The 23360-nt window shown below is 33.4% G+C and carries 19 protein-coding genes; 10 read left to right on the forward strand and 9 right to left on the reverse strand.

The features are described from left to right. Window positions 1-61: 61 nt before the first annotated feature. Together K6119_RS02385 and K6119_RS02390 are read right to left on the reverse strand one after the other, a co-directional pair. Window positions 62-589, reverse strand: a complete 528-nt coding sequence (locus K6119_RS02385) for a Smr/MutS family protein (protein ID WP_221833966.1) — start codon at window positions 587-589, stop codon at window positions 62-64. Continuing rightward, window positions 586-1548 (reverse strand): site-2 protease family protein, encoded by a 963-nt coding sequence (locus tag K6119_RS02390; RefSeq protein ID WP_336246114.1) that lies wholly within the window; start codon window positions 1546-1548, stop codon window positions 586-588. Before K6119_RS02390 ends, K6119_RS02385 begins: the two co-directional genes overlap by 4 nt. 48 nt (window positions 1549-1596) lie before the next feature. On the opposite strand from K6119_RS02390, the gene K6119_RS02395 reads away from it, so the two are divergent. From K6119_RS02395 to K6119_RS02415, 5 genes are read left to right on the forward strand one after another with little or no spacing between them, the layout of a single operon-like run. Then, complete coding sequence (locus K6119_RS02395; RefSeq protein ID WP_221833964.1) at window positions 1597-2250, forward strand: ABC transporter ATP-binding protein; 654 nt, start codon at window positions 1597-1599, stop codon at window positions 2248-2250. Continuing rightward, entirely contained in the window at window positions 2247-2996 is a 750-nt protein-coding gene (locus K6119_RS02400; protein WP_221833963.1) for a TIGR02757 family protein, read from the forward strand. Before K6119_RS02395 ends, K6119_RS02400 begins: the two co-directional genes overlap by 4 nt. Window positions 2997-3031: 35 nt before the next feature. Then, window positions 3032-5089, forward strand: a complete 2058-nt coding sequence (locus tag K6119_RS02405; RefSeq protein WP_221833962.1) for a vWA domain-containing protein — start codon at window positions 3032-3034, stop codon at window positions 5087-5089. Between the two features lie 3 nt (window positions 5090-5092). Then, window positions 5093-6352, forward strand: coding sequence for a dihydroorotase (locus tag K6119_RS02410; protein ID WP_221833961.1), 1260 nt, complete (start codon window positions 5093-5095; stop codon window positions 6350-6352). Then, window positions 6352-6924, forward strand: a complete 573-nt coding sequence (locus K6119_RS02415; RefSeq protein ID WP_221833960.1) for a class I SAM-dependent methyltransferase — start codon at window positions 6352-6354, stop codon at window positions 6922-6924. The genes K6119_RS02410 and K6119_RS02415 overlap by 1 nt, the downstream gene beginning before the upstream one ends. Here the strand turns inward: K6119_RS02415 and K6119_RS02420 are convergent. From K6119_RS02420 to K6119_RS02430, 3 genes are all read right to left on the reverse strand, one after another. Beyond that, entirely contained in the window at window positions 6914-7897 is a 984-nt protein-coding gene (locus tag K6119_RS02420) for a hypothetical protein (RefSeq protein WP_221833958.1), read from the reverse strand. The genes K6119_RS02415 and K6119_RS02420 overlap by 11 nt on opposite strands. Beyond that, window positions 7869-8816, reverse strand: coding sequence for a hypothetical protein (locus K6119_RS02425; RefSeq protein ID WP_237828079.1), 948 nt, complete (start codon window positions 8814-8816; stop codon window positions 7869-7871). The genes K6119_RS02420 and K6119_RS02425 overlap by 29 nt, the downstream gene beginning before the upstream one ends. A 101-nt stretch (window positions 8817-8917) precedes the next feature. Continuing rightward, a complete protein-coding gene (locus tag K6119_RS02430) occupies window positions 8918-9646 on the reverse strand; it encodes a hypothetical protein (RefSeq protein WP_221833954.1) in 729 nt (242 codons plus the stop codon). A 118-nt stretch (window positions 9647-9764) separates the two neighbouring features. Here K6119_RS02430 and mnmA point away from each other — a divergent pair, with 118 nt between their 5' ends. Beyond that, window positions 9765-10940 carry a tRNA 2-thiouridine(34) synthase MnmA gene (gene mnmA / locus K6119_RS02435; RefSeq protein WP_221833952.1) on the forward strand — a complete coding sequence of 392 codons (1176 nt, stop codon included), beginning with the start codon at window positions 9765-9767 and terminating at the stop codon, window positions 10938-10940. A 52-nt stretch (window positions 10941-10992) separates the two neighbouring features. Here mnmA and K6119_RS02440 read toward each other — a convergent pair whose 3' ends face one another. Then, the gene (locus K6119_RS02440; RefSeq protein ID WP_221833950.1) at window positions 10993-11184 is read right to left on the reverse strand and encodes a hypothetical protein; all 192 of its coding nucleotides are present in this window, start codon (window positions 11182-11184) and stop codon (window positions 10993-10995) included. 236 nt (window positions 11185-11420) lie between these two features. Here K6119_RS02440 and K6119_RS02445 point away from each other — a divergent pair, with 236 nt between their 5' ends. Beyond that, on the forward strand, window positions 11421-16598 hold the full coding sequence (locus K6119_RS02445) for a GAF domain-containing protein (protein ID WP_221833948.1): 5178 nt from the start codon (window positions 11421-11423) through the stop codon (window positions 16596-16598). A gap of 121 nt (window positions 16599-16719) precedes the next feature. Here the strand turns inward: K6119_RS02445 and K6119_RS02450 are convergent, their stop codons facing one another. Continuing rightward, entirely contained in the window at window positions 16720-17529 is an 810-nt protein-coding gene (locus K6119_RS02450) for a hypothetical protein (protein ID WP_221833946.1), read from the reverse strand. 69 nt (window positions 17530-17598) lie between these two features. On the opposite strand from K6119_RS02450, the gene K6119_RS02455 reads away from it, so the two are divergent. Next, window positions 17599-18306 carry a hypothetical protein gene (locus K6119_RS02455; protein ID WP_221833944.1) on the forward strand — a complete coding sequence of 236 codons (708 nt, stop codon included), beginning with the start codon at window positions 17599-17601 and terminating at the stop codon, window positions 18304-18306. Here the strand turns inward: K6119_RS02455 and K6119_RS02460 are convergent. Then, window positions 18303-18995 (reverse strand): hypothetical protein, encoded by a 693-nt coding sequence (locus K6119_RS02460; protein ID WP_237828080.1) that lies wholly within the window; start codon window positions 18993-18995, stop codon window positions 18303-18305. The genes K6119_RS02455 and K6119_RS02460 overlap by 4 nt on opposite strands. Window positions 18996-19133: 138 nt before the next feature. Between K6119_RS02460 and K6119_RS02465 the strand changes: the two genes are divergently transcribed. Together K6119_RS02465 and K6119_RS02470 are read left to right on the forward strand one after the other, a co-directional pair. Then, window positions 19134-21317, forward strand: coding sequence for a CRTAC1 family protein (locus K6119_RS02465; RefSeq protein WP_221833941.1), 2184 nt, complete (start codon window positions 19134-19136; stop codon window positions 21315-21317). Next, window positions 21289-21675: a hypothetical protein gene (locus K6119_RS02470; protein ID WP_221833940.1), complete on the forward strand. Its 387-nt coding sequence runs from the start codon at window positions 21289-21291 to the stop codon at window positions 21673-21675. The genes K6119_RS02465 and K6119_RS02470 overlap by 29 nt, the downstream gene beginning before the upstream one ends. On the opposite strand, the gene K6119_RS02475 is transcribed toward K6119_RS02470, so the two are convergent. Continuing rightward, window positions 21676-23316 (reverse strand): RHS repeat domain-containing protein, encoded by a 1641-nt coding sequence (locus K6119_RS02475; RefSeq protein WP_221833939.1) that lies wholly within the window; start codon window positions 23314-23316, stop codon window positions 21676-21678. It abuts the gene before it with no gap. Window positions 23317-23360: the final 44 nt, after the last annotated feature.

Raw genomic sequence — 23360 nt, forward strand, 5'->3', positions numbered from 1 at the left:
TTATTAGTTAATGAATTAATTGGATGCTAAATTATAAGATTCTGTGAATATTATAACAGTATTAATGAAAAATCACTTCTGTTGCTCCTCCCATTCCATATTCACTATAGGAAGCATCATGATATTCAAGGCCAATTTCATGCAAATATCTTAACTTGTTTAAAAAGGCATGAATTTCTGCTTTCAGCACACCTTCTCCTTTACCATGAATCAATACAATTCTTTTGGTATTACTGTCTAGAGATTTCTGAACAAAACTTTTACAGACTCCCATTTGTTTCATCAGTATTTCATGATTTGTCATGTGCGAATGTGAATCTACTAACTCTTCTATGTGGAGGTCCACTTCAAAATGGCTAAGGGATCTTTTATGCTCGTTAATTTGAGCTTTGATTTTGTCATTCAATTCCTTATTGTACAACTGATCATTTCCAAATTTGTAATTTCCTTTAGAAATAACCAGTTCTGTAGGATGATAAGTTCTTTCAAAACCATGTTCATCTTCAATAACGATTTCATCCGTACTAACTTGGATTACTTTTCCTTTAATAGTGTCATTGACTACAGCTACCTTGTCACCTAATTTCATTGGGCTAAATCATAAGTAGTCAAAATTGCATCAACATTGATATATAATAATGCTAATGGTCCTAATAAAGTGATCATGAATAAAACAAAATAGACAAGTCTTTTCATAATGTTTAAATCAACTTGCACATCTGCTCTAAGAAGTTGTCTAACCTGATCAACTAAGAGTTTTTCATTCTCCCAAAGAACTAAATCATCCGGAATGATTTCTTTGATCTTTGGATTATTTTCTAAAAAGATTCTTCTAATTGTCCAGTATTCCCTATCAGATAATTCGTGATAGCTCTTTTTATAATTGACATTTATCTCATCTAAATTATCATGGATTCTCTGACTTTTTTGAATACCTCTAACCTTAAAAGACATTAAAAATCCAAAAATAACAATCAGATAAACCTGAAAATAAACACCAATACTAATTAAAAGTAAAGAGCTAATTAAAGTGAAATACAATCTAAAACTAGATGAGTTAGGAAAGAATAAAGTCTCAACTACATGACCACCATCCAAAGGATCTAACGGTAATAAGTTCAACGAGTTAATCAGAATTAATAAAAGTGAGGCTTCAAATAATAAATTGAATTGTTCTACTTCAATACAATAGATAAAACCTATAGAACCTATTAGCAATCCGGGTAAAGGCCCCATCATACTGATCCAATACTTTTGGTTTTGAGAAATTTTAAATTTATCACCACTGACTAACGCTCCAAAAATTGGAATAAAAAGCATGTTTACTGATTTATAACCATACTTCTTCATCATTACAAAATGACCCAATTCATGAATTAACAAGATTCCTGTAATTAATAATATCAATAAGTAATTCTGCGAAAAAAAAAAGAAAAACGCAGCAATAAACAGTAGCATAGTTGATACTGTTTTTCCCCAATTAGGCTTGCTGTCAGCAAGTGCTAATTCAGGTTTATTAGGAAAGTTATTATCATCAGATTCAAACATCACTTTCAAAATTACAGAGAATTTGTGAATTCTGTCTATTTTTAGCCAATGTTAGTTGCTAAAGGAATATACAAAAGTTATGGTGATTTGCCAATACTGAAAGGTATCGATTTATCTGTTGAAAAACAAGAAGTTGTTTGCATTGTTGGAGCGTCTGGTGCAGGTAAGACAACTTTGCTTCAAATTATGGGTACTTTGGACAGACCGGACCAAGGCTCTTTGTATCTTAACGATACTAACTTACTAGAGCTTTCTGGAAAGAAATTAGCAGCTTTTAGAAACAAGAAACTTGGTTTTATCTTTCAATTTCACCAATTGCTTCCTGAATTTAATGCGATTGAGAATGTTATTTTGCCTGCTATTTTGGGTGATGTATCAAAAGCAGAAGCCATGCAAAAAGGAGAAGAATTACTTTCATTTCTGGGATTAAAGGACAGGTTAACGCATAAACCTTCCCAACTTTCAGGTGGTGAACAGCAAAGAGTGGCAGTAGCAAGAGCTTTGATTAATTCTCCTGAAGTAATTTTTGCTGACGAACCTTCAGGAAATCTAGATTCAAAAAATTCAAGAGAACTTCATGAGTTATTTTTTAAACTCAAAGAAGAAATGGGTCAAACATTTGTAATTGTTACCCATAATCCAGAGTTGGCTAATATGGCTGACAAGAAATACGAAATGAAAGACGGATTGATTGTTCAATGAAATCAGCTGAAATCAAAGCCTTTCTAGAAGAAAAAGTTATAGCTTTTAATCATGAGGCTTTTATTGAAAATGACCCCATTATTATCCCTCATCAATTTGAACAAAAAGAGGATATTGAGATCATAGGTTTTATAGTAGCAACCATAGCCTGGGGGAATAGAGCCAGCATCATAAAAAATGGTTATAAACTAATGGAGATCATGGGTAATCAACCTTATGAATTCATTAAATCATATAATCAATCTCCTGATGACTTGACTTTTGTACACAGAACCTTTAATAATGTTGATTTAGATTTCTTTTTTAGATCATTACAGAACATCTATCTAAACAAAGGCGGATTAGAAAGTGTTTTTTCTTCTAATCTTAATGCAAAGGAAAGTATTATGCATTTTAGAGAAGTATTCTTAGAAGTTCCTCACGAAAAAAGAAGTGAGAAACATCTTGCGAATCCTGAGAAAGGATCTTCTGCCAAGAGAATTAATATGTTCTTAAGATGGATGGTACGAAATGATAAAAAAGGTGTTGATTTTGGTTTATGGACCAAACATGACACAGCTAAGCTTTACATTCCTTTAGATGTGCATACAGCCAATGCTGCCCGAAAGCTAAAATTGATAAAACGAAACGCTAATGATTGGAAAGCATTAGAGGAATTAATGCTTCATTTACAGAGGTTTGATCCTAAAGATCCTTGTAAATATGATTACGCATTATTTGGTGTATCTATCAACAAAGAAATTTAACACTTTTTTAGAACGAAAATCGCCATATTTGTGTCATGAGTTTTGTCTATCCGAATTTTCTTTGGGCCTACCTTCTGATAGCTATTCCGATAATTGTTCATTTATTCAATTTCAGGAGATATAAAACCATTTACTTTTCTAGAGTTGAATTTTTAAAAGAAGTAACTGAAGATTCAAAGTCAGGTTTAAAGCTTAAACATTTATTGGTGCTAATAAGTAGGATTTTAGCCATAATTTGTTTAGTCACGGCTTTTGCTCAACCATATATTCCACTTGAAGATGCCGCTAACATAGAGAATATCACTAGTGTCTATATTGATAATTCGTACAGTATGGAGGCGGAAGGAAAAGACGGTAACTTGTTGAACGAAGCAAAGAATCAAGCCATTGATGTTGTACGATCAATGGATGAAAATGAGCGAATTAATTTAATCACCTCTGACCTACTCTCTAAACATCAAAGATTTTATAGTAAAAGTGAGGTAATTGATATGATAAAAGAGATTGAATTCTCGGCAAAATCTACTTCATTGACAAATGTACTTTCACTTCAACTTGATTTATTCAACGGTGCGGCAGACAAAGCAAACAAAAGAATATTTCTATTCTCAGATTTTCAAAAAAGTAGCAATGATTTAACGGATTTTAAAAGAGAAGGTGTATCTACTTTTTATTATCAGGCTGAGGCGCAAAACAAAGGGAATGTATATATAGATTCAGTTTGGTTCCAAACACCAGTTCACAGGGTGAATACACCGATAGATATCTTCTTTAGAATCTACAATGAAACAGATGAAGAACAAATTGATTTACCTGTTAATTTGAGTATTGACGGAAGTAATCCTGGTCCAAAAAGGATAAATGTACCTGCCAATTCATTTGTTGATGAAAAAATCACCTTCACTGAAAAAGGTACAGGAATCAAGAATGGGAAGTTGACGATAACAACTAATCAATTGTTTTTTGATGATGAGTTTTATTTCTCATATGAAATCAAAGAGGAAGTGAAGATTTTATTGATAACTGATGCTACTGAGAAGAATATCAACATAGAGCAGTTGTACGGTTTAGATGACTATTACAATTGTCAAACAACCAGTATTAACACTGTTAGTCAGGAAGATTTTAAGGGTAAAGAATTAATCATATTTCAAAATGTGAATAATATTCCTTCTGGTTTAATGGATATTATCAATGATGGTTTAAAAAGTGGTATAACTGTAATGTTTATTCCTGGTAAAAACATCAATATGAATAATTGGGATGGATTCATGTCACAATACAATTTACCAACCTTTTTGCCGCTTGATTCAAGCAGTGCGTCATTGAGTTATTTTAATGATGATGACCCACTTTACACTGGTGTTTTTGAAGGCAAACCGAGTAATTTTAAACATCCAAAATTGAAAGCAAACTATGACTTGTTTATCAGCAATGCTAACAATTTCATTACCTTATTTGGAACCGGTCCTACAAATCCATTTTTGTATTATTCAAAACAATTGAACGGTAAAATCATTGTAATGACTGCTCCTTTGGATTTAGCTTATTCTGATTTTCAAATCCATGCATTATTTGCCGCCACCATGCTGCGTTTTGCTGAAACCGCTTCTTTCCAGAAACCACTTTACATGGAGATTGGGAATATGGGTAATTTCCCTTTAAATACTGAAATTGATGAAAAGGCTCAAGTAAGATTAATCAACAAAGAGTTTGAAGTTGATGTAATACCATTAGTGGTTAATACAGAATCTAGTAGAGCAATCTCCTTCAGTCACATGGAAGATCAATTAAAACAAGCGGGGATATATGACTTGACCAATGAAAAGGATTTTAAAGAAAAAATTGCCATTAATTATAGCAGAAATGAGTCTGTAACAGAATGCTTTGAGAATGAAGAAATTAAAGAAAGTTTTGAGTCTGTGGGATGGCAGAATGCACAGCCTTTAGCTGTGAATGATTCAGGAACTGTTGAAATTAATCAGATTGATGCTAAAGAATACTGGAGAATTCTGCTAATTTTGGGTCTGATATTTCTAGCAATAGAAATTCTCATTTTGAGATTGTGGAACGTCATTAAGTTTTCAAAGTAAAGCATGAAAATTCTTATTAAATCCTGTAAAATAATAGCTCCAAGCTCTGAGTTTAACGGCAAGGTTAAGGATATTTTAATTCAGGACGGAATCATTGAGAAAATTGAAGATAAGATAGATGCTGATGCTGATCAGGTATTGGAATACGATAATCTAAATGTATCAACCGGATGGTATGATTCAAGAGTTAACTTTTGTGATCCGGGACTAGAATTTAAAGAAGATTTAAACTCTGGTTTAAAAGCTGCTGAAATGGGTGGAATGACAGCTGTTTCAGTTACTCCAAATACCGAACCCACTTTAAGCAATAAGTCGCAAATTGAATATGTTTTAAAAAACTCATATTTCTCTCCTGTTGATATATTTCCCCATGGCTCTATTACAGAGAAACTGGAAGGAAAAGAATTAGCTGAAATGTATGACATGCAAAAAGCAGGAGCTATTGCATTTTCAGATGCTAAAAAAGATGTTTCAGCAGGAATAATGTATAGAGCATTATTGTACACAAAGAATTTTGATGGACTCGTAATTAGCTTTCCTTTTGACCGTACCTTATTTGGAACAGGCCAGGTAAATGAAGGTGAATCAAGTGTAAGAACGGGACTAAAATCGATCCCTTCTATTTCAGAATATATCAGAATAGAAAGAGATATTAGTCTTTTGAAATACACAGAAGGAAAACTGCATATTAGTGGAGTATCTACCAAGGAAGGTGTAGATTTGATTAGAAAAGCAAAAGCAGATGGATTAAATATCTCTGCTGATACTTATGCAATCAATTTACTTTACAATGATGAAAAAATGCTTGATTTTGACGTCAATTATAAAGTGTTACCTCCTTTAAGATCTGAAGAAGACAGAAAGGCATTAATTCAAGGAATTAAGGACGGAACGATAGACGTGGTTTGCTCTGACCATTCCCCTCAAAACATAGAGAACAAAGATGTTGAGTTTGATCATGCCTCATTTGGAATTATTGGAACACAAACTTTATTTCCAATGCTTAATCAGCTTGATGAATTAAGCTTAGAGCAAAAAATCAACTTAATATCCTACAATCCAAGGAAATTATTCAACTTACCTCCTACTTCTATTCAAATTGGTGAAATGGCAAATCTAACATTGTTTAGCCCTGATGAAAAGTGGAGTCTTTCAAAAGATGATATTGTATCTAAATCACTTAATACTCCATTAATAGGTGCAGAATTAAAGGGTAAAGTAATTGGAATTATTAATAGTGGAGAATTATCAGTTTTAGCATAATGGCAGTAGAAAAAAAACACAGAAGTACATTTTTAAATACATTTTTTTCTGAAAGAAAGCAAGTTGGTGCAGTTGCGCCTAGTTCAAGATACCTTGTTAAAACCATGTGCAATAAAATTGATTTTGACAATGCAAAATGTATCGTTGAATTAGGTCCTGGTACTGGCGCTTTTACTTCAGAAATTATTGCAAGAGCAAATGATAGCTGTAAGATTATTTTGGTTGAGTTGAACGAAACTTTCTACGACATTTTACAAAATAAATTTGATGATAAACGTGTAATTATTGTCAATAGAAGTGCTGATGAAATTGAAGATATTCTTAATGAAAATGGCATTGAAAAAGCAGATGCTGTTTTGTCATCTCTCCCATTAACAGTGATTCCTGAAATAATCAAAAAGAGAATAATTATCGGCTCTTTTAACGTCTTAAAACTTGGTGGCGTTTTTATTCAGTATCAATATTCATTGAACGCTAAGAAATTACTAGAAATGAAGTATGGTAAACTTAAAATAGGTTTTGTTCCTATGAATGTTCCTCCTGCTTTTGTTTATTCTGCAATTAAGGAATAGTAGTATTCACTTCTGATCCACCCCACTCTACAACTACAAATCCTTTGCGCTCAAAATCCTGAATTGGATTGGATTTAACATTGGACATTGAAGGCATTTCATCAAATCCTTTAAAAATCATATAAACCCTTCTAATTGCATCAGGTTTTGGTTGGATATCAATACTGCCAATCATTTGATCATACTGTTCATCAATATAAAAATCTATAGCTGCGTATTTGTATTGTGTAATTCTAGGCGTCCAATAAGTTATAAAGTCAGTTATTTCTCTTTGATTAAGTCCATAATCTGAAAGGGTATTCTCAAAATAACTAATAGTTGAATCTGTATTTATTGCAGTGCCATAATAATTGGCTTCATAATCAAACATCAAATCCAATTCTCTGGTTTCACCTTCCCAAAATAAATAAGGGTAAGTTTTATCGCCAACACTTAGTAATCCGTCCTTTGTGACTTTACAGCTCCAGTTGTCTTTGTAAATAGGATAAGTTACCGTTAAGTCTAATGACTCATCCAGCTTTACTTTCACCTCTTTGTCTACATCTGAATACATGTAGATAACAGGTTTTTCTTGAATCATAATAACTCCGGGAGGTGTTTTTTCTCCTGTGATAAAATTGATCTCTACCAAATGCTGACTTTTAAATTTGTACTTCCAAACAACTATCTCATTGTATTTTGGGTGATAAAAGAAAATAGTCGTATCCTTTGAACTGATGGTTAACTGAAATTTTCCACCATCATCAGTTTTGGTCATTTTAGATCTATCCAGATTAGAAATTAATCCCCCACTGACTGCACTTTCGGAATAAGCTTCCCATACTTTTCCAATAACAATACACTTTCCTGCTGGAATACTATCTTTCTTTTCATCAGAAACAACTGAATAATAGTCCTGTGGTAAACTTTCAGCTTTTGCCAAAACTCCACAAACTACAACTAAACTACTTAGAACTATTTTTTGCCAATTCATCTTTCATCAATTTAAAAGGACTTAATACTGCTCCGCCCCATTCTACAAGGGTAAATCCATTTCTCGTAAATCCAGTCAATTCTTGTGGAACAACTTTTACCGCCAATTCTTTACTATCTATATTAGAGCACTTAATAAAAACTCTTTTACCGCTATGTGGAGCCGGATTAATGTCAATAGCGCCTATTTGATTTTGATATTCCTGATCTACTACAAACTGTACAAAAGCGTACTCTTTTTGTTGTAAAATTGGTGTCCAATAAGTAATAAAATCTGTTTGCTCAATAGTGTTCAAGCCTAGAACGGTTAGTTTATCTTCTAAGAAGGAAACAACTTCATCCTTTTGTACAATGAAACCTTCTACCTCATTTGAATGAACATTGTAAGTTAATGCATCAGTTTCTCCTTCCCAAAATAGATATGGATAAATTTTATCATTGTGTTTAATGCCTCCATCTTTTAATACTTCTACATTCCAACCAAACTCATATTTAGGGTAAGTAAAAGTAAATTCACCTAATGGATCAAGTTTAACTGAAGCTGATAAGTCATATTCTGAATAAAGATAGATTACCGGTTTTCTTTTAACCTGCTTCTCAACTTTGGACATAAAAACATCCAAAACAATATGATGTTGTGGCTTAAAATCATAATCTTCAATTACAATCTCTGACCAATTGTCCAAATAGAAACACACTGTAGAATCAGTTGCTTTAAGGTCAATTTCAAACTCACCTTCAGCGTTTGTTCTCACCCATAAACCTGAGGAAGTACAACCGACCAAGACATTTTCAAGTGGAGCTAACGAAGAGAACATTTTTACATGTCCACTCAATCTAAAAACATCTTTTTCTAATGTTTTATCTTTTTTATCACTTATTACTTGATAGCTTGGGCCTAAAGATTTAAATGGATTCATTCCGAAAGAATTAAAAACTAATAGACAGATTAATGTACTTGCTAATATTTTCATTATTCACGATTATGTGATTGAATACAGACAAGATATTAAAAGGTTCATTAAAAACCTTCCTTAATCTTTGCAAAATGCTCGTACTTACCTTGAATATAAGTGATTAACTCGTAATCTGTAGCTGTTTTAAGGAATTCAGTATTGATGTTTAAGAAACTGATAAACTCTTCAAATTCGTTGTCTTTGAGTGTTAAAATATCAGCATTTACATAGATTTTCAGAATTTCTCTTAAGATATCAGCCTGCTTGTCTTTATATTCCATTTCAGCAACTAATCGCTTTGTTTTTTCTCTTTTACTAAAAGCTACATACAATGCTGTAATAGGACTTTGGATAGCATTTTCTACCGTTACCACCGGCACTTCTCTTTTGGCTATTTGAGCTCTTTCTTCCTTTAATTGCTCTAAGGTTTTTTGAGGATGAACAATCACTTCTTCTCCCACATATTCCAGAGATTGCAAGAATAATTCAACATTATACACAGGTTTGTATGCACTGTCTTTAAACGAAATGTAAATGGTTTGATAACCAACTACTGAAATTCCAATTTTATGCTTCTTTTGAACTGATATTGAAAAGCTACCATCATACTCTCCAAAAATCCCTTTACCAATAGACTTGTTCATTACAACGGTATTGTAAAATCCTACATCATATGAGGTGTCTTTTACTACTCCTTTTACTGTGATTAATGAATCATTATAATTTGGCTTTTGGTCTGTTTGTGACAAACCAAATAAGGGAATAGATAGTAATATGAATAGAAAAGTTTTCATTCAAAATATAAAGGAACAAAAATTACTCCAAACTTTTTCCTTAAAGATTGTTAAGTCTTTCCCTTTAAATACGTCCAATTTTGATGAAGTATTGTTCATCAATCATTAAATTTGTAGCATGAAAACAGTTGTTGTTGGTTTATCAGGAGGAGTGGACTCAAGTGTTGCGGCGCATTTGTTAGTTGAAAAGGGATACAATGTTATTGGAATCTTTATGAAAAACTGGCATGATGAATCTGTTACAATTTCTGATGAATGTCCTTGGATTGATGATAGTCAGGATGCTTTATTGGTAGCTCAAAAGTTGGGCATTCCTTTTCAAACGCTTGATTTATCATCTGAATACAAAAAGAGGATTGTTGATTACATGTTTGCAGAGTATGAAGCAGGAAGAACGCCTAATCCGGATGTTTTGTGTAATCGAGAAATCAAATTTGATATCTTCCTTAAAGAAGCTGAAAAATTAGGGGCAGATTTTGTTGCTACCGGTCACTATTGTCAAAAAAAGGAAACGGAGGATGGATATTTTAGGTTAATAGCCGGAGCTGATCCAAATAAAGACCAAAGCTATTTTCTATGTCAATTAACTCAGGAACAACTGTCTAAAGCATTGTTTCCTATTGGGCATTTGCAAAAGCATGAAGTAAGAGAAATTGCTGCAGCTCAAGATTTAATTACAGCTGAGAAGAAAGATTCGCAAGGTTTATGTTTTATTGGAAAGGTGAAATTACCTACTTTTTTGCAACAACAATTACAACCTAAAAACGGAAGGATAATCGAGTTAAAAGAAGACTTAAAAATATTTGAGGATTATAGAAAAATACTTGATTCTAAAGATTATAAAGAGCTGGCTAAACCATTTGAATTACAACCTAATATGGGCGAAGTAGTTGGCGAACATCAAGGAGCACATTACTTTACTATTGGCCAAAGAAAAGGTTTACAAGTTGGAGGAACTCCACTACCCTTATTTGTTGTAGGAACCAATGTAGATGACAATGTTATTTACACCGGACAGGGAGAGCATCATCCGGGATTGAACAGAAAGGCTTTGTTTATTAAAAAAGAAGATGTTCACTGGATCCGTCCGGACAAAACTTTGAAAGTTGGTGAACAAGCTTCTTATTTGGTAAGGATAAGATATAGACAACCTTTAGAAGAGGCTATTTTATTTTGTGAAGAAGATGGAATTTACATCCATTTTGACAACCTAATCAAGGGTATTTCTCCGGGACAATTTGCTGCCTGGTACCAAGATGATGAATTGATAGGTTCAGGAGTTATTACGACATAAAAAAAGACGCCTTTAAAGGGCGTCTTCATATATATAACCAAATAGCTTAATGCTAATTCAAGCTGTAATTACCTATTAAGTCTCCGGGTGCTACCCTTGCATTATCGGCATTTCCCGAAATAATATCCAACAACTCGGCAACCTCCATTATGGATAATTTTGTTTTAGCTCCCATAACTCTATGTCGGTTTAATTTTTCTTGAGCCGACTTAATAATGTTATTTTTAATTTCTTCTAAGTTCATAACATGTTGTTTTCAATTCTGATGCTCTACTTTACGCCCCTTGTTTCAAAAGGTTATAGAAAATCTAAATTGTTTCTATTTACTATAACGTCAAACAACGTGCCAATGGTTGGAAAACCAAGAGTTTATGCCGTCTAAAAAATGTTAAATATTTTACAGGTCAATCGTTTTAATTTCTGCTCTTTTTGTCATTTAAAAAATGTATATTTACGACTTAGGCATTTCGACCTTTGTCTATGATAGACACTACTGAAGTAATAGAAACAATTGATGCAGCCAACCTGGAAGCTTGGGAAATGGTTCGTATTGAGCCTGCTAAAGCTTTACAAATTGCCAAGGAAAACCTAATAAGAGCTCAAGATTTGGGCTATGAAAAAGGGATTGCCTGGGCTACCGGTAACATTGGTGCAGCTTGTACCTGGATGTCAGAGTATGAGGATGCGCTTGAATATTGTTTTGAAGCAGTAGATCTTTTAAAAGCTTGTGGTGAATTCAAGCAAGAAGTTCAAATTCATTATTATCTATCAATCGTATTTTACCTATTAGGTGATCCTGAAAAGCAATTAGAACATTGTCAAACTTCTTATGACAGAGCTGTAGAGATTGGAGATGAACAAGGTCAGGCTAACGCCTTAAATGGTTTGGGTACCTGTTACTATACCAACGGTCAAAACAAAGAGGCTATTGATGCTTTAAAGAAAGGTTTAATCCTTGCTGAAAAAGTAAATGATATCAACCTATTAGGTAGAATCAATGATGGTTTAGGTAATTCATATTTGAATCTTGAGCAATACGAAGAGGCATTAAAGTACATGAATGTTGCACTGAGTTTCGTTGAGAAAACGGGTGTTAAACAAACCTTGTCTTATGCGCATGATGGTATTGGAGAGATCTATACTAAACTGGGCAACTATCCTAAAGCACTTGAACATTTCAATAAATCCTATCAGTACAGACAAGAGATGGGATTCAAGGATGGAATGGGGATCAATAAATTACACATGGCTCATTCATATCAATTGGCCGGTGACAATTTATCTGCAGTACAGAGTTATAAGGATGCATTGCTAATTGGTGAGGAATTAGAATCTAAAGAACTCATCTTTAAATCACATAAAGGGCTTTCTGAATTGTACGAAGATATGGGTAACCTTACCCTATTTGTTAAACATTTCAAAGCTTACCATTCAGCTCAGCAAGATTTCATTACTGAGAAAGAAGGTAAAAAAATCAAAGCTTTTGAGCTTAAAGGTAGATTAGATCAAATTCAAAAAGAGAAAGAAGCTCTTGAGAAGAAAAATGATGAATTAGAATCTTACTTCAATGATGTTCAAATTCTGAGTAAAATAGGTCATGAGATTACCTCTACCCTAGATATTGAGCGTATTTTCCAAATTATATATGAGCGCATCAATTCATTGATGGACGCCACAGGAGTATACATTGGAATTTGCAATGTGGAGGAAAACAAACTACAGGTTGAGCTTGCTATCAACGAAGATAAAAGAGATGAATACTTTGAATACTCTTTGGATGAAGACAGGCTTTCAAATGTGGTAGCTAAAAGTGGAACTCCTATTCACATCAATGATTATGATAAAGAGGTAAAGAACTATTTACCTAATGGTGAAGCTATTATTCATGCCAAACCGGTTTCAGTAGTTATTTTGCCTTTAATGGTGAAGGAAGAAATTTTGGGAATTCTTTATGCTCAAAGTTTCAATAAAAATGCCTTCTCACAACATCACTTTAACTTGTTACAATCATTTGCCAGTTACATTGCTATTGCATTGGATAATGCCATGCTTTATGAGCAAATGGATGCTAAAGTTAAATCTAGAACCGACGAACTAGAAATCACATACAAAAACTCTGAGCTTTTAAATAAAATTGGTCAGGAACTAATATCAACGCTTGACTTTGAGGATGTATTTGAGAAATTATATCACAATGTTAATCAATTGATGGACGCTACAGTCTTTGGTGTTAGGTTGTATGAAAAAGAAAAAGGACAGGTAAATTATCTGTATGAATATGAAAGAGGTGAAAGACATGGTGAGATTATAGTACCAATAACCAACTTGAACAATTATTCAGTTTGGTGTATTGTAAACAACAAAGAAGTTTTCATCAATGACAATACAGTTGACTACAAAAATTATGTAGAAGAAGTAATGGTTGTTGAAGGTGACTTCCCCTACTCCCTTATCTTCTACCCATTAAGAGATGGTGATGAAGTTTTAGGATGTATCAGTGTTCAGAGTTTTGAAAAGAACGCCTATTCACAATATCATTTATCTATTGTAAAAACATTGGCTCAATACACAGTTCTTGCCCTTAAAAACGCAAGAAGCTATGAGTTAATGGAAGAAAAGGTGAATGAACGAACAGCTGAAATCACTAAAACCTATGAGAACACTAAAGTTTTAAGTGAAATAGGTAAAAATATTACATCTCAGCTTTCTATTGAAAACATTTTAAACATAGCCTATGACAGCATCAATGAAATGATGGATGCTGAAGGTTTTGGTATTGGGATATTGAATAAAGAAGAAGATAGTCTTTACTTCCCTACTTATATTGAAAGTGGTGAAAGATTAGATGCTGCTTATTACTCTTTAAATGAGGAGAACAGGTTAGCTAGTATCTGTTTTAATAAAGATGAAGAAATCATCATTAACGATTTTGAAAATGATGCGGCTAAATGGATCAAGAATTATGTAGCTCCAAAAATTGGAAGATCCGTTAATTCATTGATTTATCTCCCACTTTATTCAAAAGGAAAGAAAATCGGTGTTATCACGGTTCAAAGTTTTAAAAATAATTCATACTCAGAATATGAAGTTAACATGCTCCGCTCCATTGGTGTGTATTCAGCTATAGCACTGGATAATGCCAAGCTTTATGAAAATATGGAGGAAATTGTTAAGGAACGTACAGCTGAAATTATTGAGCAAAAGGAAGAAATTGAACAATCTTATCAAAATACAAGATTGATCTCTCAAATCAATAAAGATATTGCTCAAAGTATTACTATTCCTCAGTTAATTGATAGTGTTTATGAAAACATTAACTCAATAATGGACGCAACTGGTTTTGGTATTGGTGTTTATTATGAGGAATTAGAAAGGATTAGAATGATCGGTTATATCGAGAAAGGTGAAAAATTACCTGATTTCGAATATGACGTAAAAGATGAAAGATTAGCTCCTTGGTGTTTCAATAATCAGCAAGAAATCTATATACAGGATTACGGTGTTGAATATGTGAATTACATTAAAGGAATACAGGCACCTGTTTCCGGTAAAGATTCAGCATCTATCATTTATTTACCTCTTTTCTCAAAAGAGAAGATTGTAGGTATTTTAACTGTTCAGAGTTTTGAGAAGTTCGCTTACACAGATTATGATATGGATATCCTTAGAGGATTGGCAGCCAATATCGGTTCAGCCATTGAAAATGCCATGTTATATGAAAACCTTGAAGAGAAGGTAAAAGAAAGAACTGCCGAAGTTGTTAAACAAAAAGAGCAGATTGAGAAGGCGTCTGAAAACACTAGATTAATTAGTGAGATCGGTAAAGAAATAGCTGCCGAGCTTAACTCTCAGGATATTATAACTAAGGTATATGAGCGTATCAACAGCATCATGGATGCAAGTGTGTTTGGTATTGCAACTTATAAACCTGAAAACAATCACCTGGTGTTCTCTGGAGCAATGGAAAAAGGTGTTCAGTTAGATGATTTCAGTTATTCAGTGGATGATGAAAGAATCGCCAATCTTTGTTACAAGAAGTCACAGGAGATCATCATTAATGACTGGTCCAATGATTACAAAAAATATGTAAGTGGTGATTATCAAGTATCTGCAGGTGAAAAACCTGAGTCAATGATTTATATGCCTTTATTGTCAAAGGATAAGAAGATTGGGGTAATTACCGTTCAAAGTTTTGAGAAGGATGTGTATAGTGATTACCATCTGGATATTTTAAGAACATTATCCCTATATATAGCTAGTGCATTGGAAAATGCTAGTTTATACATGGACATGGAGAACCGTGTTAAAGAACGTACTGCCGAAATTGAAAAGGCTTATCAAGACACTAAATTATTGTCTCAAATCTCAAAGGCAATAGTTGAGTCTCTTGAGGTTGAAACAATTATAAGTAGCGTTTATGAGCATGTAAACTCTTTATTAGATGCCACTTGCTTTGGTATTGGGATTTATGATGATAAGTCAAGAAAAATAGCTTTCCCTGGATTTATTGAAAACGGAAAGAGAATGGATGATGTCGTTTATAGCGTAGACGAAGATTTTCTAGCATCTAACTGTTTCAATAAAAAAGAAGAAATCTTTATCAAAGATTATAACAAGGAGTTCAATCAATTCTTAGATGATGATGCAGAGATAGTTTCAGGTGATGAAACAAACTCAATCATCTATCTTCCTTTACAAGCTAATGATAGAGAAATTGGTGTAATGACTGTACAGAGTTATAAATCTAACGCTTACACTGAATATCACATGGATCTCCTAAGAAGCTTAGCCACTACAGTTGCTACAGCACTTGATAACGCCATGTTGTATGAAAACTTGGAGGAAAAAGTAAGAGAACGTACACTTGAATTATCTCATCAAAAAGAGATTATTGAAGAGAAAAACAAGCATATTACTGATTCAATTAGATATGCCAAACGTATTCAAGATGCCACACTTCCAAGTGTGAGTTTGGTTCGAAGCTATTTACCTGAATCATTTGTATTGTTTAAACCAAAAGATATTGTATCAGGTGATTTTTACTGGGTTGAACATGTCAATGACACTGTATTATTTGCTGTTGTAGACTGCACAGGACATGGTGTTCCGGGTGCATTCTTAAGTTTGATTGGACACAACAGTTTAAATCAAATTGTAAACGAACTTGGTATTTACAAACCTGCTGAAATATTGTATGAATTAGATAAGATTGTATACAATACACTTCAAAATGATTTGGAAAAAACCAATATCAAAGATGGAATGGATATGGCCATCTGCTCTCTAAATCTAAAAACTAGAGAATTAGAATTCGCCGGAGCTTATAATCCGCTTTACTTGATCAGAGATAACGAATTGCAAGAAATCAAAGGTGATAAACTTGCCATTGGTTCAGGTCAGGAAGATGAAAGATATGACAATTGCGAAATGGTGCTTGAAGAAGGTGATAGAATCTATTTATTCTCTGATGGTTACGCAGATCAGTTTGGAGGACCAAAAGGAAAGAAATTCAAATATTCTCAATTCAAAGAATTATTGGTTCAAATCAACCAAAAACCAATGGAAGAGCAACACAAGTTGTTGAATCATTACATTGAAGCATGGCAAGGTGATTTAGAGCAGTTGGATGATGTCTGTGTTATTGGAGTACGTGTGTAGTTGTGAACTAACAACAAATTATCCCCCACTCATTCTCTTCCTCATTCTCATTCTGATTTTCTCATTCTCCTACTTCACTCTGACTTCCTCATTCTCCTACTTCATTCTCATTCTGAGTTTCTCATTCTGATTTCCTGTATTTATAAGCATTTTCTTTCATATCCTTTCTGATACGATCTGCCCAATCTACAGTGATGTAAGGAATTCTGATAGAATCACACTGACATAGAGTTAAAGGTGTAATAGTAAAACTCTGGGTACCCTCCGAGTGTTCAACTCTAAACTCTTGAGGAACGCCTCCTATTTCAAATCGAATAGTTTTATAACCTCTTTCAATATCCACTACCTCTGTCCTATTAATAGACAATGTTTGGTCATTGATAAATTGAAGATGCTCATAAGGTATAAATCCCAATTGGCTGTAATTGTTAAATCCAAAATACAATTCATTATGAAATGTATCTACTTCAAATAAATGTGTGATAGATGAGGGATTAAATCCATATTGATCTAATTCTTTTAATGTGGCAAAATCAACCTCAAACCGTTTATTTGTTGAAGTGATTCTATGATACATTTTAACAAAGGTTTTATTAATGAAATGCATTGTAAACACTAGTGTATCGCAGTTTTCATTCGTGAAACTATAATCCGTTTCTAAACGTTTTCTGCCTACTTCATGATGAATAGTATTGCCTTTTACATTTATTTCAAACTCATCTGATTTTGAATAAGGATAAAAATAGATCTTTATCTTATTGTCTTCTATTACAATGAACTCTTCATTGGGTAAAAAGTAGTTTTTTCCGTCATAGGTATTTGCATCCTGGTACATATCAATACCTAACCAATTCCCCTCTAACCTATCTTGCTGTGCTATTGCACTCAAAGAAAATAAGCATACTGCTAATACTACTATTATGGTTTTCATTGTCAACGCTTTGTGCAAATATAGTGTAGCTCAGTAAAAAGAAGTATTTTTCAGCTCAAACAAAATAATATGTTCACCAAATTCATTTCTTTTTTAAGCTTAACTATCATCATCCTGTCCTGTAATAATGAGACAACAGAAGATGTCCGGGAATCAGCTACTACAGAGGATGAAATTGAAATAACAACAGAATCTTACACTGAAATATCAGAAGTAGAAGAGCAGACTTTTGAATTTGAAAAATTTGACCAAAAGTTTAACTTCCTGGATGATTCTTTATATGAAATTCATGCTAATTATTACTACAATTCTGACTTTGTAGCAATTGATTCTATAGAAGTATTAGAGATTTACCAGGATGATTTCAAACATGAATTCAAGCATTATGCAGAAGGTAAAATGATACTTTCAAAGAGATATTCTGCCTACTTAATTGGAGCTGAATATTATGAAAGTTCACGTATCTATATTTGGATATATGACGGTATCTCTGAAACCTTTAGCAAAGAGGAGTTTCAACTTGCTGTTAGTGGTGGTGATGCCGGTGAACAGTGGGAACAAATTACGTGGATTACAGATGTAGATGAAGACGGGTTTTATGAATTCTTAATAAGAAGTGGAAATACTTATTTGGATATTGACCATCCTGAAGAGGAAAGAGAAACTAATATTGCTGATTTAGAATTATGGGAATTTGATGCATTTAAAGGAGAATTTATTAAAGATACTTTAACAGACATTTCTCGTTATGACCAGCGCTTTGTAATTGAATTCTAGTTTTTTCTGAGAATGTGCGTTAAAAACAATCCAAAACTCAAAGGATACTCATCAATCCAAGCATTTTTAAAGGATCCACTGATCATTTTAAAGTAGATAAATTTAGGGTACATCTTCTCCTCTATTCTAAATGAAGTTTTGGCTCCTCTCATTTTTGAGCCTAAACCAACCGTCACATCTGTTTTACTTTTGAATGCGTACTTTTTAAAAGACAGTGAGGGCATCACAAATTCGTCATTTTGAATTGAAACATCATAGCCATCTATTTCTTGATGATATCCCAAAAAACCAAACAAATAAACATCTCTTGATTTGTGAAGCACTAAATTTTCATCCCTATTTTCCATTCGTATCCAATACAAAGACATTTCAATGTATTTGTTATCACCGTAAGATGAAATATCAGCCTCAGTTACTTTAAAACCATTAGCCCCCAATTTGGTGGCTCTGTCTTTTAAGGCGTTAAAACAGTTTTTAATTGTTCCGGGAAAAATGGAATCAAATTCAACTCTTATATCTCCAACCCAGGTTGTTTTAGCACTATCAAAATCATCATGTAAATAGTCAAAATGCTCAGATATACGGTACTTTTCGTAATCCTTATTTACGCGTAAAGCCCTTACTCTTTGAGCAAAACTCAAATGTGTTACTGCAATGATTATTGATATAATAAGCCCCCTTAACATCATTAGTTATTGATTTTACGGAGATTAACGTAAAAAAGTTGGGGTATTCACTTTATCAATAATATTAAATTATAAGCTCAGGTCCGTTTTTTGATTTTAAATCTCAGTAAATCATTAACTTTAATGTAGATCCTTTTTGAAATGAGCAGAATTCGTATTGTCTTTATAGTTTTATTCTTCTTGCCGTTATTGAGCGCTAACGCTCAGGATTTTGATATGAAGAAAGAATTAGCTCGTCTTTCCAAACTAGATACTTTTCCTGACAATTATGGCTTTACCAATTCAATGGCCATTCCTCAATACAAGATGAAAATTGCAAACACTTCATTGGCTGCGCAAAAGCAACAATTGTATTATGAATTGAGTTGGCAATATTTATTTGCAGGATATCCGGATAGTGCATTGGTATGTATGGATAATATTCCATATCAGGTTTGGATCAATGCCCGAAAAAACAATCCCAATTATGACAAAGAATTCATGATGGGACTGGCTTACATGCGAAAAGGTGAACAACAAAATTGCCAGGACAATCACAATTCATTCTCTTGCATAATGCCTTTGAATGAGCAGGCACAACACATTAAAAAAGAAGGTTCTGAAAAAGCTATTGAAATGTTTAAACTGGTATTGGATCGCAGTCCTGATCATTATACCGCCAGATGGTTGATGAATGTAGCTTATATGACTCTAGGAAAGTATCCGGATGAAGTTCCGCAAGAGTATTATATTGATTTTCAAAAGTTTCCTCAAGATTCCACCACGCCTTATTTTCAAAACATTGCCGGAGAATTAGGTGTGAATACGCTTACTTTTTATGGGGGAACTGTAGTAGAAGACTTCAATAATGATGGCTTTTTAGACATTTTTACCAGTTCCGGAGATTTAAAAACCAATGTTGAATTATACCTGGCAGATGGTAAAGGAGGTTTTCACCGTCATACTGATCATGCAGGTTTAAAAGGTATTACTGGCGGAGGAAATCTAACTCATGCAGATTATAACAATGACGGATATGCCGATATTTATGTCATCAGAGGAGGTTGGTTAGGCCCTAAAATTGGCAGATATCATCCTAACTCTTTACTTAGAAACAATGGTGACGGAACTTTTACAGATGTGACAGAAGAAGTTGGATTATTGGCCTACTACCCTAGTCATACCGCTTCATTTGCTGACTTTAACAATGATGGTTGGTTGGATTTGTTTGTGGGAAATGAAAATGGTTATTCTCAGTTATTCCAAAACAATAATGGTGAATTCAAAGATGTTAGTGCAAGAGTTGGGATGTATGTTTCGGCTTTTGTAAAAGGATCATACTGGGGAGATTATGACAATGATGGCTATCAGGATCTTTACATTTCAGTTTCCAGAGGAGATAATTTATTGTTCCATAATGAAGGCCCCAACGAGTCAGGAGAATTCAAATTCATTAACAAGGCAGAAGAAGCAGGAGTGAAATCGCCTTATTTTAGTTTTCCTACCTTCTTTTTTGACTTTAATAATGACGGTTTTCTGGATATATTTTGTGCAAGCTACCCTTCTGATGTCGCACGACTGGCGCATCAATACATTACAGATACAGTAAATATCCAGTATTCCTCACTGTATATCAATCAACAAAACGGAACATTTAAAGATATTGCTGTTGATGCCAATTTGAACAGATCAATTGAAGCCATGGGGTTAAACTTTGGAGACATTGACAATGACGGTTGGTTGGATTTTTATGTAGGAACCGGTTTTCCTGCTTATGAAGCACTTATTCCAAACTTGATGTTCAGAAACAACAATGGAGAGCATTTTTTAGAAGTCTACCAGTCAGGATTTAGTCATTTACAAAAAGGACACGGAATTGGTTTTGGAGATATGGATAATGATGGTGATCAGGATCTGTATGTCAGTTTAGGAGGTTTTATGGAATCTGACCAATTTTGGAACATGTTTTTAGTAAATCCAGGTAATGACAACAATTGGATTACTTTGGATTTAGAAGGTGTTACATCCAACAAAGATGGGATTGGTGCACAAATCACAGTAATAACAACAAATGGTAAAGAACATAGAGGCATACACCGTAGAGTGACTCCAGGAGGTAGCTTTGGATCATCAAGCTTACAACAAGAAATTGGACTGGGAAAATGTGATGAAACTGTTTACATAAAAGTCTATTGGCCTGCATCTAATACATTTCAAGAATTTACGAATGTAGAAGTTGACAAAACCTATAAGATTGTTGAAGGCAAAAAGAAATTAAAAGAATTAAAAAGAACAGAAATTGAATTTAATTTAACCGGTGGACAAGAACACCACCATCATCATTAATATTATGGATTTAAATGTAAAAGTAAACCTACATCTAAGATTGGTTAAACCCAATGGAGAACCATTAAAAGGAATGGCAATTCATACCAAAGTGTATGATTTTGATGTAAACGAAGATGATTACCTGGGCAACATGGTAATGGATGATGATGGAAAAGGAATGTTGACTATTACTAAGGATAAGTGGCAATCTATTGATTCACCCAACGAAAAGTATCCAGACATCTATTTTGTTGTTTACAATGGAGATGAAGAAATTTTCAAATCAAAAACATTTGATGATTTACAAGTAGAAGATTCAACCGCCATGAAAGATGACGGCGTTCATTTTGATTTAGGAACCTTTGTGGTTGCTTAATTACTCAAAATATATATAATCAACTTCTGAAGTCAATTTGTCATTTTTATAATGAGCAGATTGAATCATCTCACCGCTTGCATCATACTTGTAAACGGCTTTATCATAGGGTTTTTTACTATTTCCATTGAATTTAGACAAGGTGGCTAATTTACCATTGCTATCATAAGTATATTCAATCACCATTTTGTCTTCATCCTTGTCCTTAGAAACTTCACTTCTTTTAACTAATTGTCCTTTATCATTGTATTCAAGTGTGATTTTATAATCCGTTCCATATTCCAACATGTCAATTTCAGTCATTTTTCCGGCATCATTGTAGTGATACTCTTGTACAATTTCTTCTGAAACAGGATTGGTAGTAGCACTTTCAAAATGTTGCTCCTTTTTTACAATCTTGTCTTGGTCATCATATTCATTAAAAGTGCGCTCATTCATTTCACCGTTGTGAGAATAAGTAATCTTTTCAGTTACATTCTTTCCTTCATAAGTAAAAGTTGTATAAGCATTATTGGTATGCTCATTGTTCAGGTGATTGATACGTACCAGTTGATTATTTTCAAAATGATACTCATCTACTACATACAATGTTGAACCATTTCTTCTAACCACCCATTCTTTTTCACCGAAGTTGTTATTAATTCTTACATGCGTTTCTTCCAAAGCTTTTACTTCTTTACCATCTCTCATTACATAGTTAAATGTATGGTCCAGTTCCATTGGCGGATGATGATACTCAGTGTCTTCATAGTACTCAATTTCTCTTTTTAAACTTACACCCATACTGTGTTTGGCACCCATTATCTTTTTCTCAGTTCTTTCTAACCAGTTACCATATTCATCATACACATAATTAAAAATGATCTCCTTTTTAATGGTGCTATTGCTCTTGGTTAAAACCTCAGTTAAAACGTGACCAAACTCATCATAAGTAAAATCAATTGTTTTAGAAACAGGAGCCTTGTTAGGCTCATATAATGTGTGAACATCACTAATTAACTGACCTTTTTCATTGTACTTTTTGGTCCATTTTTCTTGTAATTGATCTTTAGCGTCATACTTAGCTTCAGACTCCTCTCCTGCTTTTTTGCTGTACTTATAAGTAACAATTACATCAGGTTTTTCATTTTCATAACCGGTTCTTGAAACCAATTCACCATTATCATCATAGGTATAGCTAAAATCACTTTCTGTTATTGATTCACCAGTGGTTTTGTGCAAGTAAGAAACCTTTTTGGTGATCATCTGGTTTTTAACATTGTACGTCATTACTTTGCGTTCCAACACCTCTTCAATATCATCAACATTGGTTTCTTCAATCAAATTACCTTTGGCGTCATAAGTCATTCTGTAATCACCAGATTCATGCTCTTTTGAAAAGATTCTGTGATCTCTCAATAGCTTACCTTCTTTGTCATAAAAGAAAAACTGCTCATCTAATTCATTTCCCTCGTACAAATCAGCTTCATACAATAATTCATTTTTTTTACTGAATAATTGTACCCTTTTTGAGTTGATGTCTTTGTTCCCTAAATGGTCATGAACTGACTCAAAAATGAATCTGATAGATTTCTTGTCATGATTCTGCGAGTAAGCAGATAAGCTGATAATGAGAATGGTAACTAGTGTAAGGTTTTTCATTTGTAATGATTTGTAACGAAATTAAAAGATTTTTTTGAATTGGG

This window comes from Paracrocinitomix mangrovi, from assembly GCF_019740355.2.
Classification (GTDB): Bacteria; Bacteroidota; Bacteroidia; order Flavobacteriales_D; family Crocinitomicaceae; genus Paracrocinitomix; species Paracrocinitomix mangrovi.